The organism is Micromonospora sicca, assembly GCF_003172935.1.
GTDB classification, from domain to species: domain Bacteria; phylum Actinomycetota; class Actinomycetes; order Mycobacteriales; family Micromonosporaceae; genus Micromonospora; species Micromonospora sicca.
Map to the genome: position 1 here is coordinate 1 of NZ_QGKS01000176.1, position 13,699 is coordinate 13,699.

The window sequence follows — 13,699 nt, forward strand, 5'->3', positions numbered from 1 at the left end:
GGTCAGAGGATGGCGTCCAGGGCGTCGAGGTCCTCGTCGGTCGGCTGCCAGGCGCCCGCCTCGGCGTTGGCGCGCACCTGCTCGGGCGTGGTGGCGCCGGCGATCACCGAGGTCACCGCCGGCCGGGCGGCCAGCCCGCCGATGGCCACCTGGAGCATGTTGACCCTGCGCTCCGCGGCGTACGCCTCGAGCGCCTCGATGGTGTCCCAGTCGGCGGCGGCCAGGCGCTCGGCGTACCGGCCGCCGCCGGAGAGCCGGCTGCCGGCGGGCGGGGCCTCGTTGCGCTTGTACTTGCCGGTGAGCAGGCCGTTGGCGAGCGGGAAGAACGGCAGCATGCCCAGGCCGAACCGCTCGCACGCGGGGATCACCTCGGCCTCGACGGACCGCTCCAGCAGCGAGTAGTGGTTCTGCGCGGAGATGAAGCGGGTCCGCCCCTGGGACGAGGCGGTCCAGTCGGCGTCGGCGATCTGCCAGCCGGCGAAGTTGGAGTTGCCGAGGTAGCGCACCTTGCCGGCCCGGACCAGGTCGTCCAGGGCGGCGAGGGTCTCGTCGATCGGGGTGCCCGGGTCGGGCTCGTGCATCTGGTACAGGTCGATGTGGTCGGTGTCGAGCCGGCGCAGCGACGCCTCGACGGCGCGGGCGATGTAGCGGCGGGCGCCGCGGGCGCCGAAGTCCGGGCCGTTGCGGCCGTGCATGTCCATGCCGAACTTGGTGGCGACCACCACGTCGTCCCGGCGGCCCTTGAGCGCCTGGCCGAGCAGCTCCTCCGAGCTGCCCTGCGGCTCGCCGTAGATGTCCGCGGTGTCGAAGAAGTTGATCCCGGCGTCGAGGGCGGCGTCGACCACCGCTCGGGTGTCGTCGAGGTCGAGCTTCCGGCCGAAGTTGTTGCAGCCGATGCCGACCACGGACACCACGAGCCCGGAGTCGCCCAGCCGGCGGTAGTTCATCTCAGTCACGAGATCCACCCTATGCCCGCCCGTCCGGGCCCACCCGCGCAGTCGCCAACCGCCGGCCCGCCCTCGGCCGGACGGCCCGCACCGCGCCGATCACTTCACGTCCCAGACCGGCTCGACCGTCTCCACCACCTCGCCGTCGCCCCGGAACAGCACGAACCGGTCGAACGAGCGGGTGAACCAGCGGTCGTGGGTCACCGCGATCACGGTCCCCTCGAACGCGGCCAGCCCCGCCTCCAGCGCCTCGGCGGAGGCCAGGTCGAGGTTGTCCGTCGGCTCGTCGAGCAGCAGCAGGGTCGCCCCGGAAAGCTCCAGCAGCAGCACCAGGAACCGCGCCTGCTGCCCACCGGAGAGGGTGCCGAACCGCTGGTCACCCTGGCCGGCCAACTCGTACCGGCTGAGCGCGGCCATGGCCGCGTGCCGGTCCATCCCGGCGCGGTGCTCGTCGCCCCGCCAGAGGATGTCGACCAGCGTCTTCGCCATCAGCTCGGGCCGGTCGTGGGTCTGCGAGAAGTGCCCGGGCCGGACCCGGGCGCCGAGCCGCACCAGCCCGTCGTGGGCGACGGGCGCGAGCGCGCCCGCCCCGTCCACCGGGGTGTTGGCCGGTTCCGGGTCGGTGCCGCCCCGGGCGAGCAGCCGGAGGAAGTGGGACTTCCCCGTCCCGTTCGCGCCGAGCACGGCGACCCGGTCGCCGTACCAGATCTCCAGGTCGAAGGGGTAGGTCAGGCCGTCGAGCTCGAGCTGCTCGGCGACCACCGCGCGCTTGCCGGTCCGCCCGCCGGTGAGGCGCATCCGGATGTCCTGGTCCTTCGGCGGCACGGGCGGCGGCCCTGCCTCCTCGAACTTGCGCAACCGGGTCTGCGCGGCCTGGTACCGCGAGGCCATCCCGTCGTTGTACGCCGCCTTCTGCTTGTACATCAGCATCAGCTCGCGCAGTTTCTGGTGTTCCTCGTCCCAGCGGCGGCGCAGCTCGTCGAGGCGGGCGTGCCGGGCCACCCGCGCCTCGTGCCAGCTCGCAAAGCCGCCCGGGTGCACCCAGGCGCTGCCGCCCTCGACCGCGACCACCCGGTCGGCGGTCTGCGCCAGCAGCTCCCGGTCGTGCGAGACGTACAGCACCGACTTACCGGATTCGCGCAGCCGCGCCTCCAGCCACCGCTTGCCGGGCACATCGAGGAAGTTGTCCGGCTCGTCGAGGAGCAGCACCTCGTCGGTGCCGCGGAGCAGCAGTTCCAGGGCGAAGCGCTTCTGCTGGCCGCCGGAGAGGGTCCGCACCGGACGGTCGCGGGCGGCGTCCCACGGCAGGTCGAGCACGATGGTGGCGACGGTGTCGAAGAGCACCTCGGCGTCGTACCCGCCGGCCTCGCCCCAGGCCGCGAGCGCGTCCGCGTACGCGAGCTGGGCCTTGCCGGCGGCGGTGCTGTACTTGCCGCGGACCTCGGCGTCGCACATGGCCGCCTCGGTGGCGACGAGCCGGCGGCCGGCGTCGCGCAGTGCCGGCGGGGCGAGCGTGAGCGCCAGGTCGGCGAGCGTGGTGTCGTCCCCGATCATGCCGACGAACTGCCGCATCACGCCGAGGCCGCCGGAGCGGGCGACCGCGCCGGTCTTCACCGGCAGGTCACCGGCGACCATCCGCAGCAGGGTCGTCTTGCCGGCGCCGTTCGGCCCGACCAGGGCCACCTTGGCGCCCTCGCCGACCCGGAACGACACGTCGGAGAAGAGTTCCCGACCGTCGGGCAGGATGTGCCCGACCGCTGCCACGTCCACGTATCCCACGCCGGCATCCTGCCGGAGTGCCCGGGGTGGGCGACACTCGATTACCGGGTGACCCGCAGCACCCGGTAGCCCTTCTGGCTGGCGTGCCGTTCCACCTGCCAGCCCTGCTCGACGAGCCAGCGGTGCAGCGAGTCGCCGCCGAGGTGGCGGGCGACGACCAGCCAGGCGACGCCGTCCGGGGCGAGCCGGGGCAGCCAGCGGCGCAGCAGCTCGTGCAGCTCGGCCTTGCCGATCCGGATCGGCGGGTTGGACCAGAGCTCGGCGAAGGTCAGGTCCGCGGGTACGTCGTCCGGGGCGGCCACCCGCACCCGGTCGGCCACGCCGACCCGGGCGGCGTTGGCGGCGGTGAGCGCGCGGGCCCGCTCGTTGACGTCGACCGCCCAGACAGTGGCGTCCGGGGCGCAGGTGGCGAGCACGCAGGTGATCGGGCCGAATCCGCAGCCCAGGTCGAGCAGCGGCCCGGCGGCGCCGGGCGCCGGCAGCTCCGCTTTGCGCAGCAGCACGGCGGTCCCGGGGTCGAGGCGGTCGGCGGAGAAGACGCCGCCGGCCGAGGTGAGGGTGAAGTCGCGCCCGGCGACGGAGAACTCGACCTCGCGCGGCTGGGCGGCGGTCGTGGGTTCAGCGGTGAAGTAGTGGTCGCCGGTCACGTCCGGCATTGTCGCACCGGCCCGATGTGGGCCCGTCGACGGCGTGGCGGACAGCACGCCACGCCACCTTCGCCAGAATTTCCCAATATTACCCTCTAAAGGGGAAATCGGCCTTACTGTGGGCCACATGGTGTATCGGTACGAGTCCGATGAGGACGCCTTCCTGGAGTACCCGGAGCCCGGGTCCGACCTGTCGGTGCTCGGCGCCGGTGCGCCTCCGCCCGTCCGGCCCTCGCCGTCCCGCTTCCCGACCCCGTCGCTGCCGCCACCGGCCCGGACCGTGCGGCCGACCCGGCCGCCGGCGGCCGAAGCGAGCCCGAGCCCGGCCCGACCCGCGGTCGACCCGGCCCCGGCCCGGGCCGCTGTGCCAGTGCCGCAATCCGCGCCCACCCAGGCGCCGCAGCCCCCGGCGAGCGCGCCCGGCATCGCCCCGGCCGCTACGTCGGACATCGCCACGGAGACGCCGCCGACCCAGGTTCCCGACCCGAGCCAGCCGCTCGACCTGCCCCGGTCCCGCCACGCCGACCGCAAGCGCGGGGGCGGCCGGACCTGGCAGGTGCTGATCGGCGGCGCGGCCGTCCTGATGCTGCTCGCCCTCTGCGGGCTGGCCGCCGCCGCCCTGCTCCAGAGCCGGACCGCCACCCCGCAGGGCGCCGCGCCGACCAGCCAGCCCATGGCCGAGCAGTCGGCCGCGCCGGACGACGGTCCCGACCTCAACTCCCGGGACACCGACCCGCTGGGGCTGACCGCCAAGGAGGTGTTCCCCGGCAAGGCGCTGGTGGTCGCCGACGGCCAGCCGGGCTACCAGGTGCTCAAGACCCACTCCAGCGGCAGTTGCGCGGTCGCGGCGACCGGCGAGGTCGCCGACCTGCTGGTCCGGCTCGGCTGCAACCAGGTGGTCCGGGCCACCCTCCGCTCCCCGGACGGCGGCCACCTGCTCACCGCCGGGCTGTTCAACCTGACCGACCTGGCCAGCGCCCAGCGGGCCCGGGACCGGATCCGGCAGATGCTCGACGAGCGGCAGGGCCGCCTCCAGGGCATGTCCGCCGGGGCCGACACCGAGGCCGTGGCGAACGCCGCCGCCCGGGTCGGCTGGCAGGTACGCGGCCACTACCTCGCGTACTGCGTGGTGACCCGGGCCGACGGGCAGCGGATCAGCGCCGACGACGCCAAGGTCCGCGAGATCCTGTACGACATGATCGAGGTGCACCTCAACCGCGGCGTGTTGGAGCGGCGGGCGAACGCCGGCGTGGCCAGCCAGCCCACCGACGCCCCGACGGACGGCACCGCCGGCCAGGAGGGCGGCCGCGACGTCCGGGAGTCGCCCGGCACCTGAGCAGCGACCAGGCGGCCCGCCGTCCCCGCCGGCGATGTCCGGCACCGGGACGGCGGGCCGTTCGCCGCCCGGCTCCGGACGGCGGTCGCTCCCCCGCTCCGCGGGGTGGCGGGGTCAGCCCTCGACCACCGGCACCCGGAGTCGGCGGGTCAGGTCGGCGCGGCGGGCATACTCGGCCGGATCCTCCGGATAGCCGACCGCGACCAGGGTCAGCCCGTGCGCGGCCGCCACGGTGACCTCGCTGGAGCGTTCCCGGCGGGTGAGCAGGCTCGCTGGCCACTCGACCGGCCGGCGGCCGTCCCCGGCCACCAGCATCGCGCCGACCAGGCTGCGCACCATCGCCTGGCAGAACGCGTCGGCCTGTACGGTGGCGACCAGGATGCCGTCCGGGTCCCGCCGCCAGTCCAGCCGGGTCACCTCGCGCAGCGTGGTGGCGTTCTCCTTGCGCCGGCAGTACGCGGCGAAGTCGTGCTCCCCGACGAGGCCCGATGCGGCGGCGTTCAGCGCGGTCAGGTCGAGCGGCTTGGGCCAGGCCAGGGTGTCGCGCCGGCGCAGCGGCTCGGCACCCCAGGGGGCGTCGGTGACGCGGTACTCGTAGCGGCGGAAGGTCGCCGAGAAGCGGGCGTCGAAGTCGGCGGGGACCTCGGTCATCGCCCGGACCCGCACGTCGGTGGGGAGCAGCCGGGCCAGCCGGCGCAGCAGCCGGTCCTCGTGCTCCCGCCACACGGCGGTGGGCAGGTCGAGGTGGCAGACCTGGCCGGTGGCGTGCACGCCGGCGTCGGTGCGGCCGGCCACGGTCAGCCCGGTCGCGGTCCCCGCGCCGAGCACCAGGTCCAGCGTCTCGACGAGCACCCCGGCGACGGTGCGCCGGGTCGGCTGGGCGGCCCAACCGGAAAAGTCGGTGCCGTCGTAGGAGACGTCCAGCCGCAACCGGATCCGCTCGTCCACCTCGTACCTCCCGTTCACGGCGTCGGGCCCGGCACCCCAGGGAGGGATGCCGGGCCCGACGATGCTGCCTGTGCTCAGGCCTTGTTCTCGGTGGCCTCGTCGCTGTCCTCGCGGGCGGCGTCGGTGTCACCGGACGCCGACACCGGCGCCTCGGAGTCCTGGTCGACCGGGGTCGACTCCGGGGTCTCCTCGGCCGGGGCGAGCGCCTCGACCTTGTCCTGCTGGGCGGCCTTGCGGGCGGCGGTCTTCTTGTTCGCCTTCGGCTCGGCGACCTGAAGCTCCTCCACCAGCTCGATGATCGCCATCGGAGCGGCGTCACCCTTGCGCGGACCGGTCTTCACGATCCGGGTGTAGCCACCGTTGCGGTTGGCGTACCGGGGCGCGATCTGGTCGAACAGGGCGTAGACCACGTCCTTGTCCTTGACGACGCCCAGCACCCGCCGCCGCGCGGCGAGGTCGCCCCGCTTCGCCTTGGTGATGAGCTGCTCGGCCAGCGGACGCAGCCGCCGGGCCTTCGTCTCGGTGGTCTGGATCTTGCCGTGCTGGAACAGCGCGGTGGCCAGGTTGGCCAGCATCAGCCGCTCGTGCGCGGGGCTGCCGCCGAGGCGGGGGCCCTTGGTGGGCGTGGGCATGCTTGGTGCTCCTCAGGTGTGGCGGCAGCGCGGACTAGAGCTGCTCGGTCTCGCGGTAGTCGTCGGTGTCGTAGTCGGCCTCGCCGAAGGCGTCCACGACGTGCGCCGGGTCGAAGTTCGGGGCCGAGTCCTTCAGCCCGAGACCCATCCCGGCGAGCTTCATCTTGACCTCGTCGATCGACTTCTGACCGAAATTCCGGATGTCGAGGAGGTCGGCCTCGGTACGCCCGATGAGCTCACCAACGGAGTTGATGCCCTCGCGCTTGAGGCAGTTGTAGGAGCGGACGGTGAGGTCCAGCTCCTCGATCGGCAGGGCCAGGTCCGCCGCCAGCTGGGCGTCCTGCGGGGACGGCCCGATGTCGATGCCCTCGGCGGTCTCGTCCAGCTCCCGGGCCAGCCCGAAGAGCTCCACCAGCGTCGAGCCGGCCGAGGCCAGCGCGGTGCGCGGGCCCATCGACGGCTTGGTCTCGACGTCGATGATCAGCCGGTCGAAGTCGGTCCGCTGCTCGACGCGGGTCGCCTCGACGCGGTACGTCACCTTGAGCACCGGCGAGTAGATCGAGTCGACCGGGATCCGGCCGATCTCGGCGCCGGCCTGCTTGTTCTGCGCGGCCGTGACGTAGCCCCGGCCCCGCTCGACGGTCAGCTCCATGTCGAGCCGGCCCTTGCCGTTCAGGGTGGCGAGCTTCAGGTCCGGGTTGTGCACCGAGACACCGGCCGGGGGCTGGATGTCACCGGCGGTCACGTCGCCCGGGCCCTGCTTGCGCAGGTACATGCTGACCGGCTCGTCGTGCTCGGAGCTGACGCAGAGCTCCTTGATGTTCATGACGAGCTCGACCACGTCCTCCTTGACACCGGGGATGGTGGTGAACTCGTGCAGGACACCGTCGATCTTGATCGAGGTGACCGCCGCACCCGGGATGGACGACAGCAGCGTACGCCGCAGCGAGTTGCCCAGGGTGTAGCCGAAGCCCGGCTCCAGCGGCTCGATGGTGAACCGGGAGCGGGTCTCGTTGATCGACTCTTCGGAGAGAGACGGTCGCTGGCTGATGAGCATTTCTTCTCTTCTCTTCCGGGGCGCCCGCTATATGACGCCCACGACACAAACTGTTCCGGTGGCCCGCCCCGGAGGGCGGGCCACCGCAACGAGCCCTTACTTGGAGTAGAGCTCGACGATCAGCTGCTCCTGGACCTGGGTGTCGATCACCTGGCGGGCCGGGAGCGAGTGCACGAGGATCTTCATCTGGCTGGGGATGGCCTCCAGCCAGGCCGGCACCGACCGGGAACCGGCCTGGGCCTGCGCGACGATGAACGGGGTCAGCTCCTTGCTCTTCCCCCGCACCTCGATGATGTCGTGCTCCTTGACGCGGTACGACGGGATGTCGACCTTCTTGCCGTTCACCGTGAAGTGGCCGTGCTTGACCAGCTGGCGGGCCATGTCCCGGGACGAGGCGTAGCCAGCCCGGTAAACGACGTTGTCCAGCCGCGACTCGAGGATCTGCAGGAGGACCTCACCGGTCTTGGCCTGCTTGCCCACGGCCTCCTCGTAGTAACCGCGGAACTGCTTCTCCAGCACGCCGTAGACACGGCGGGCCTTCTGCTTCTCACGGAGCTGGAGCAGGTACTCCGTCTCCTTGGTGCGGCCGCGGCCGTGCTGCCCGGGCGGGAACGGCCGGGACTCGAACGGGCACTTCGGGCCATCGCACTTGCTGCCCTTGAGGAACAGCTTCATCTTCTCCCGCCGGCAACGGCGGCAGTCAGCACCGGTGTAACGAGCCATCTCTCTCTACCTCTCAGACCCGGCGACGCTTCGGCGGACGGCATCCGTTGTGCGGCTGCGGGGTGACGTCGGAGATCTGCCCGACCTCCAGCCCGGCGGCCTGCAGCGAACGGATGGCGGTCTCCCGGCCGGAGCCGGGGCCCTTGACGAACACGTCGACCTTGCGCATGCCGTGCTCCATCGCCCGACGCGCGGCGGCCTCGGCGGCCAGCTGAGCGGCGAACGGGGTCGACTTGCGGGAGCCCTTGAAGCCCACCTGGCCGGAGGAGGCCCAGGAAATGACCGCACCGGTCGGGTCCGTGATGGACACGATGGTGTTGTTGAAGGTGCTCTTGATGTGCGCCTGCCCGTGGGCGACGTTCTTGCGTTCCTTGCGCCGGACCTTCTTGACGGCGGCTCCGGCACGAGCCTTCGGTGGCATAAGTCTGTGCGCTCCTAGTTACTTCTTGCCGGGCTTCTTCTTGCCGGCGACGGTCCGCTTCGGACCCTTCCGGGTCCGCGCGTTGGTCTTGGTCCGCTGGCCACGGACGGGCAGGCCCCGGCGGTGCCGGATACCCGCGTAGCAGCCGATCTCGACCTTGCGGCGGATGTCAGCGGCGACCTCGCGGCGCAGGTCGCCTTCAACCTTGTAGTTGCCCTCGATGTGGCTGCGGAGCTGGACCAGCTCCTCATCCGTGAGGTCCCGAGCGCGCTTGTCCGGCGAGATGCCGGTGGCGGCGAGCGTCTCCAGGGCGCGGGTACGGCCGACCCCGAAGATGTAGGTGAGCGCGATCTCCATCCGCTTGTCGCGGGGGAGATCCACGCCGGCTAGACGTGCCATGTGCGGGCGTACTCCTCGTGATGTTGTTGCGGAGGTGTGGACCCGTCCCACCCCGCTACCGGCCGTCCCGTCTTTCCGACGCTGTCAGCGCCGGCGACCGGGATCGGTCGCTGCCCGAGCGGGCCCCGGCCTCCGACCGGGGGTCAACCACGAGGGAGTACGCGCTGCGTACCGCTCGCGGCTGGGACGAGCTGGTGATGTGCTGTCGGGATCTACGACGCCCGGGCCGATCCGACCGGCCGTGTCACGACCGGTGGGACTGGTTCAGCCCTGGCGCTGCTTGTGGCGCGGGTCGCTGCTGCAGATGACCATGACCCGGCCGTGCCGGCGGATAATCCGGCAGTTGTTGCAGATCCTCTTGACGCTCGGCTTGACCTTCACGGTTGCCTTACTTCCCATCTGGCCCGGAGGCGCGACCACGCGCGACGCCGGACGTCGAAGACGGACACGGGGACGTCCCGGCCGCCGTCAGGCTTACTTGTAGCGGTAGACGATGCGCCCGCGGGTCAGGTCGTACGGCGAGAGTTCGACGACGACCCGGTCCTCCGGCAGGATGCGGATGTAATGCTGCCGCATCTTGCCGCTGATGTGAGCCAGCACCTTGTGACCGTTCGCGAGCTCCACCCGGAACATGGCGTTCGGCAGGGGCTCGATGACCCGACCCTCGATCTCAATGGCTCCGTCTTTTTTCGGCATGTCCTCCGCTGTCCTGACGTCGGTTACTCCGGACGGCCCACAACGTCTTACACGGGCTCCGACGGAAATCGTCGGGCCCGAGCCAGCCGCGGCTCCGACTCCCACCGAAGCGCAGGGTGGGCATGCCGGAGTGGACGCTGTGCGCCGATCTGAAAGTGTACGCCCGCCTGCGGTCCGTCGCCAAACCGACCACCCCGCACGTCACCCGCGCGGGAAAACGGACAGCCGGGGCGGATCCGTTCCGTGACGAGCGAAGACGCTACCGCTCCCCCGCCCGTCGGGCCTGCCGGCGGGCCAGGCGGCGCTCCCGCCGGTCGTCCCGGTGGCGAGGCTCACCGGCCGCCAGGCCGCCCGCCGTCCGCATCAGCAGCAGCGCGCCCCACGGCCCGAGCACCCACAGCGGCCAGTAGAAGACCAACTCCCGGGCGCCGACGGCGGACAGCCCCCAGATCGCGGTCAGGATCGCGGCGACCCGCAGCCACGGCATCCACACCTCGAGCAGCCAGCCGCTCGGTGCGCCGGACGGCACCGGACCGGAGGTCGGGGCGGCCGGCGGCGGCGCGGGCGCGGCCACGTCGGCCGGGCCCGGCTGGCGCGGAGCCAGCGCCGACCGGTCCACCGGCGCCGGTCCGGGGAGGTCGGCCAGGACCTGGCCCAGTTCCCCGTACGTCTTCGCACCGTAGGCCCGTTGCAGCCGCTCGTCGTACTCGAACAGGTCGATCCGGCCCTCTTCGAGCGCGACCCGGAGCCGGTCCGCCGTCTCCTGCCGGTCCGCGTCGGCCGCCCGCATCCCGTCCCGCCCGTCCATGCCGGCAAGCATGCCACCGTTCCGCCACCGGCGGGCAACCGGCGGCCGCGGCCGCAGCCGGATCCGGACAACGGGGACCAAGGGGCCCGGAGACCCCATCGCCGCGGCGCGGCCGATGCGTTCGCGACATCAGCTCCACAGCGCCCGCGACAGGAGCGTCCCGGGACGGCGGCCATCCCTCTCCGCCGCTAGTGCCGACGGGTGAAGCTCACCGGATCAGGCGCCGGCGGCAGCCCGGGCCCTGATCCACGGCAGGCGTCCGACGGCAGCCCGGGCCCGACGGTCGGCCGTCAGCGCGCCGGGGAGTCGGCGGACTGGCGAGCGGTCACCAGGTCGCCGAGGCGGGCGCGGCCGCCGTCCTCCGCGGTCAGCACCCAGACGCCGTCGTCCAGCAGCGCCATCGAGTGCTCGACGTGCGCCGCCATCGACCGGTCCCGGGTCACCACCGTCCAGCCGTCGCCCAGCTCCACCGTGCGCGGCGAACCCATGGTGATCATCGGCTCGATCGCCAGCGCCAGCCCGGGGACGAGGCGGGGGCCCTTGCCCGGCCGCCCGTGGTTGAGCACGTGCGGGTCCTGGTGCATCTCGGTGCCGATGCCGTGGCCGCCGTACCCGTCGACGATGCCGTACCGGCCGCCCTTGCGGACCGCGCTCTCCACGGCGTGCGAGATGTCGGTGAGTCGGCCCTTGCCGCTCGCCGCGCCCCGGGCGGCGGCGGCGATCCCGGCCCACATGGCGTCCTCGGCGACCGCGGCCATCTTCAGCAGGGCCGGGTCGACCTCGCCGACGCCGACGGTGATGGCGGCGTCGCCGTGCCAGCCGTTCAGCACGGCGCCACAGTCGATCGAGATCAGGTCCCCCTCGCGGAGCACCTGCTGCGATGACGGGATCGCGTGCACGACCTGCTCGTTGACCGAGGAGCAGATGGACGCCGGAAAGCCGTGGTAGCCCTTGAACGACGGGATCGCGCCGGCCCCGCGGATGGTCGACTCGGCAATCGCGTCGAGGTCGGCGGTGCTGACCCCGGGAGCGACCGCCTCCCGCATCAGACGCAGCGCACGGGCGACCACCAGACCGGCGGCCCGCATCTTCTCGATCTGGTCTGGGGTCTTCAGCTGGATGTCCAGCTGGGGACGACGCATCGGAGCCGTAACCTTTCGTCGCGCGGAACAGCGGGGCACGTCGGACGTACCCCGCTGTTCGCACTCTATCCGCCGGAGATCCGGCGGGACGTCAGCCGCCGTACGAGCGCAGGGCGTCGATGGCGCGGACGGTGACGTCCTCCACCGGCCCGGTCGCGTCGATGCCGACGAGCTTGCCCTGGGCGCCGTAGTAGTCGACCAGCGGCGCGGTCTTCTCCGCGTACTCCCGGAGGCGGGCGGCGATGGTCTCCGGCTTGTCGTCGTCGCGCTGGAACAGCTCGGCGCCGCAGCGGTCGCAGACGCCCTCGCGGGTGGTCGCGTCGAACTCGACGTGCCAGATCTTGCCGCAGCCCCGGCAGGTACGCCGGCCGGAGAGCCGTCGGATCACCTCGTCGTCGTCGACGACCAGTTCCAGCACCAGGTCGAGCGCCGTGCCGAGGTCGGCGAGGAGCTTGTCCAGCGCGGCGGCCTGCGGCGTGGTGCGCGGGAAGCCGTCGAGCAGGAAACCCTCGGCGGCGTCCGGCTCGGCGAGCCGGTCCCGCACCATGTTGATGGTGACCTCGTCCGGGACCAGCTTGCCGGCGTCCATGTAGCGCTTGGCCTCGACTCCCAGGGGCGTGCCCTGGGAGACGTTGGCCCGGAAGATGTCACCGGTCGAGATCTTCGGCACCGAGAGGTGGGCGGCGATGAACTCCGCCTGTGTGCCCTTGCCCGCGCCCGGCGGGCCAACCAGAACGAGTCGCATCTACCGCAGGAACCCTTCGTAGTTCCGCTGCATGAGTTGGCTCTCGATCTGCTTCACGGTCTCCAGACCGACGCCGACCATGATGAGCACAGCGGTGCCGCCGAACGGGAAGTTCTGGAACTGCTGGTTGTCCAGCCAGATGAAGAAGAAGTTCGGCAGGATCGCGATGATGCCCAGGTAGAGCGCGCCCGGCAGGGTGATCCGGCTGAGGATGAAGTCGAGGTACTCGGCGGTCGGCTTGCCGGGGCGGATGCCCGGCACGAAACCGCCGTACTTCTTCATGTTGTCCGCGACCTCAGTCGGGTTGAACGTGATGGACACGTAGAAGTACGTGAAGAAGATGATCAGCAGGAAGTAGATCGCGATGTGTTCCGGCGCGCTCGCCTTGACGATGTGGTTCTGGATCCAGGCCTGGGTCTTGCCCGGGTCGGTCTGGTTGAAGAACTGGAGCGCGAGCTGCGGCAGGTAGAGCAGCGACGAGGCGAAGATGACCGGGATCACACCGGCCTGGTTCACCTTGAGCGGGATGTAGGTGGAGGTGCCGCCGTACATCCGCCGGCCGATCATGCGCTTGGCGTACTGCACCGGGATCCGGCGCTGGGCCTGCTCGATGAAGGTGACCGCGGTGATGACCAGCAGGACCAGGACGATGACCAGGGCGAACATCCCCCAGCCCTTGGTGGTCTTGATCTTCCAGCCCTCGCTGGGCAGCCGGGCCGCGATCGAGGTGAAGATCAGCACGGACATGCCGTTGCCGACACCCCGGTCGGTGATCAGCTCACCGAGCCACATCACCACGCCGGTGCCGGCGGTCATCGTCATGACCAGGATGGTCAGGGTCAGCCAGTCCGGGATGCCGGTGTCCCGGGGGACGATCGGGAACTGGTCACAGCGGTTCTGGAACAGCTGCCCGGAGCGGGCCAGCGCCACGAACGCCGAGGACTGGAGGATGCCCAGGCCCAGCGTCAGGTAGCGGGTGTACTGGGTGATCTTCGCCTGACCGGCCTGGCCCTCCTTGCGGAGCTGCTCCAGCCGCGGGATGACCACCGTCAGCAGCTGCAGGATGATCGACGCGGTGATGTAGGGCATGATGCCCAGCGCGAAGACCGAGAGCTGCAGCAGCGCGCCGCCGGAGAAGAGGTCCAGCAGGTTCAGCACGCCAGTGCCGCTGCCCTGGATGGTGTCGAGACACTTCTGCACGTTGCCGTACGAGACACCCGGGCTCGGCAGCGTTGCGCCGAGCCGGTAGACCGCGATGATGCCTACTGTGAACAGCAGCTTCTTGCGCAGGTCAGGCGTACGGAACGCACTGAGAAAGGCGGACAGCAACTTCTTCCTCCTGCGCGACGCGGGCCGCCGGTCATGATCCCTGGCGGAGCGGGGTGGGTGCCGGGCGAGTGCCCGATATCCATAGCTGGG

16 protein-coding genes are annotated in these 13,699 nt (G+C 71.6%); 1 reads left to right on the plus strand and 15 read right to left on the minus strand.

Going from position 1 to position 13,699, the window contains the following annotated elements; translation table 11 throughout:
• Positions 1-2: 2 nt before the first annotated feature.
• From DKT69_RS09850 to DKT69_RS09860, 3 genes are all read right to left on the minus strand, one after another.
• A complete protein-coding gene (locus DKT69_RS09850; RefSeq protein WP_201749563.1) occupies positions 3-965 on the minus strand; it encodes an aldo/keto reductase in 963 nt (320 codons plus the stop codon).
• Between the two features lie 81 nt (positions 966-1,046).
• Positions 1,047-2,726 (minus strand): ABC-F family ATP-binding cassette domain-containing protein, encoded by a 1,680-nt coding sequence (locus tag DKT69_RS09855; RefSeq protein ID WP_109801281.1) that lies wholly within the window; start codon positions 2,724-2,726, stop codon positions 1,047-1,049.
• Between the two features lie 41 nt (positions 2,727-2,767).
• Positions 2,768-3,373, minus strand: coding sequence for a class I SAM-dependent methyltransferase (locus tag DKT69_RS09860; RefSeq protein ID WP_109801318.1), 606 nt, complete (start codon positions 3,371-3,373; stop codon positions 2,768-2,770).
• Positions 3,374-3,500: 127 nt separating this feature from the next.
• Between DKT69_RS09860 and DKT69_RS09865 the strand changes: the two genes are divergently transcribed.
• Positions 3,501-4,709 carry a hypothetical protein gene (locus DKT69_RS09865; protein WP_109801282.1) on the plus strand — a complete coding sequence of 403 codons (1,209 nt, stop codon included), beginning with the start codon at positions 3,501-3,503 and terminating at the stop codon, positions 4,707-4,709.
• Between the two features lie 114 nt (positions 4,710-4,823).
• Here the strand turns inward: DKT69_RS09865 and truA are convergent, their stop codons facing one another.
• The 12 genes from truA to secY form a co-directional block, all read right to left on the minus strand.
• Positions 4,824-5,657 (minus strand): tRNA pseudouridine(38-40) synthase TruA, encoded by an 834-nt coding sequence (gene truA, locus DKT69_RS09870; protein WP_109801319.1) that lies wholly within the window; start codon positions 5,655-5,657, stop codon positions 4,824-4,826.
• Positions 5,658-5,731: 74 nt separating this feature from the next.
• Positions 5,732-6,289 (minus strand): 50S ribosomal protein L17, encoded by a 558-nt coding sequence (gene rplQ / locus DKT69_RS09875; protein ID WP_109801283.1) that lies wholly within the window; start codon positions 6,287-6,289, stop codon positions 5,732-5,734.
• Between the two features lie 34 nt (positions 6,290-6,323).
• The gene (locus DKT69_RS09880) at positions 6,324-7,346 is read right to left on the minus strand and encodes a DNA-directed RNA polymerase subunit alpha (protein WP_007073009.1); all 1,023 of its coding nucleotides are present in this window, start codon (positions 7,344-7,346) and stop codon (positions 6,324-6,326) included.
• A gap of 96 nt (positions 7,347-7,442) precedes the next feature.
• Positions 7,443-8,069: a 30S ribosomal protein S4 gene (gene rpsD, locus DKT69_RS09885; RefSeq protein WP_109801284.1), complete on the minus strand. Its 627-nt coding sequence runs from the start codon at positions 8,067-8,069 to the stop codon at positions 7,443-7,445.
• A 13-nt stretch (positions 8,070-8,082) separates the two neighbouring features.
• On the minus strand, positions 8,083-8,490 hold the full coding sequence (gene rpsK, locus DKT69_RS09890; protein WP_014440747.1) for a 30S ribosomal protein S11: 408 nt from the start codon (positions 8,488-8,490) through the stop codon (positions 8,083-8,085).
• Positions 8,491-8,508: 18 nt separating this feature from the next.
• Positions 8,509-8,889, minus strand: coding sequence for a 30S ribosomal protein S13 (rpsM, locus tag DKT69_RS09895; RefSeq protein ID WP_109801285.1), 381 nt, complete (start codon positions 8,887-8,889; stop codon positions 8,509-8,511).
• A 264-nt stretch (positions 8,890-9,153) separates the two neighbouring features.
• Positions 9,154-9,270 (minus strand): 50S ribosomal protein L36, encoded by a 117-nt coding sequence (gene rpmJ, locus DKT69_RS09900; RefSeq protein ID WP_109801286.1) that lies wholly within the window; start codon positions 9,268-9,270, stop codon positions 9,154-9,156.
• 93 nt (positions 9,271-9,363) lie between these two features.
• Positions 9,364-9,585, minus strand: a complete 222-nt coding sequence (gene infA, locus DKT69_RS09905) for a translation initiation factor IF-1 (RefSeq protein WP_007073013.1) — start codon at positions 9,583-9,585, stop codon at positions 9,364-9,366.
• A 259-nt stretch (positions 9,586-9,844) separates the two neighbouring features.
• A complete protein-coding gene (locus DKT69_RS09910) occupies positions 9,845-10,393 on the minus strand; it encodes a DUF1707 SHOCT-like domain-containing protein (RefSeq protein ID WP_236647494.1) in 549 nt (182 codons plus the stop codon).
• Between the two features lie 290 nt (positions 10,394-10,683).
• A complete protein-coding gene (gene map, locus DKT69_RS09915; RefSeq protein WP_109801287.1) occupies positions 10,684-11,535 on the minus strand; it encodes a type I methionyl aminopeptidase in 852 nt (283 codons plus the stop codon).
• 91 nt (positions 11,536-11,626) lie between these two features.
• Positions 11,627-12,280, minus strand: coding sequence for an adenylate kinase (locus DKT69_RS09920; RefSeq protein WP_089012511.1), 654 nt, complete (start codon positions 12,278-12,280; stop codon positions 11,627-11,629).
• On the minus strand, positions 12,281-13,609 hold the full coding sequence (gene secY, locus DKT69_RS09925) for a preprotein translocase subunit SecY (protein WP_109801288.1): 1,329 nt from the start codon (positions 13,607-13,609) through the stop codon (positions 12,281-12,283).
• Between the last annotated feature and the right edge of the window lie 90 nt (positions 13,610-13,699).

Excerpts from the sequence above, each read along its gene's own strand:
- infA (WP_007073013.1), bottom strand. The coding sequence starts at position 9,585 with ATGCCGAAAAAAGACGGAGCCATTGAGATCGAGGGTCGGGTCATCGAG.
- map (WP_109801287.1), bottom strand. The coding sequence starts at position 11,535 with ATGCGTCGTCCCCAGCTGGACATCCAGCTGAAGACCCCAGACCAGATC.
- DKT69_RS09920 (WP_089012511.1), bottom strand. The coding sequence starts at position 12,280 with ATGCGACTCGTTCTGGTTGGCCCGCCGGGCGCGGGCAAGGGCACACAG.
- rplQ (WP_109801283.1), bottom strand. The coding sequence starts at position 6,289 with ATGCCCACGCCCACCAAGGGCCCCCGCCTCGGCGGCAGCCCCGCGCAC.
- DKT69_RS09865 (WP_109801282.1), top strand. The coding sequence starts at position 3,501 with ATGGTGTATCGGTACGAGTCCGATGAGGACGCCTTCCTGGAGTACCCG.
- DKT69_RS09880 (WP_007073009.1), bottom strand. The coding sequence starts at position 7,346 with ATGCTCATCAGCCAGCGACCGTCTCTCTCCGAAGAGTCGATCAACGAG.
- rpsD (WP_109801284.1), bottom strand. The coding sequence starts at position 8,069 with ATGGCTCGTTACACCGGTGCTGACTGCCGCCGTTGCCGGCGGGAGAAG.
- rpsK (WP_014440747.1), bottom strand. The coding sequence starts at position 8,490 with ATGCCACCGAAGGCTCGTGCCGGAGCCGCCGTCAAGAAGGTCCGGCGC.
- DKT69_RS09910 (WP_236647494.1), bottom strand. The coding sequence starts at position 10,393 with ATGGACGGGCGGGACGGGATGCGGGCGGCCGACGCGGACCGGCAGGAG.
- rpsM (WP_109801285.1), bottom strand. The coding sequence starts at position 8,889 with ATGGCACGTCTAGCCGGCGTGGATCTCCCCCGCGACAAGCGGATGGAG.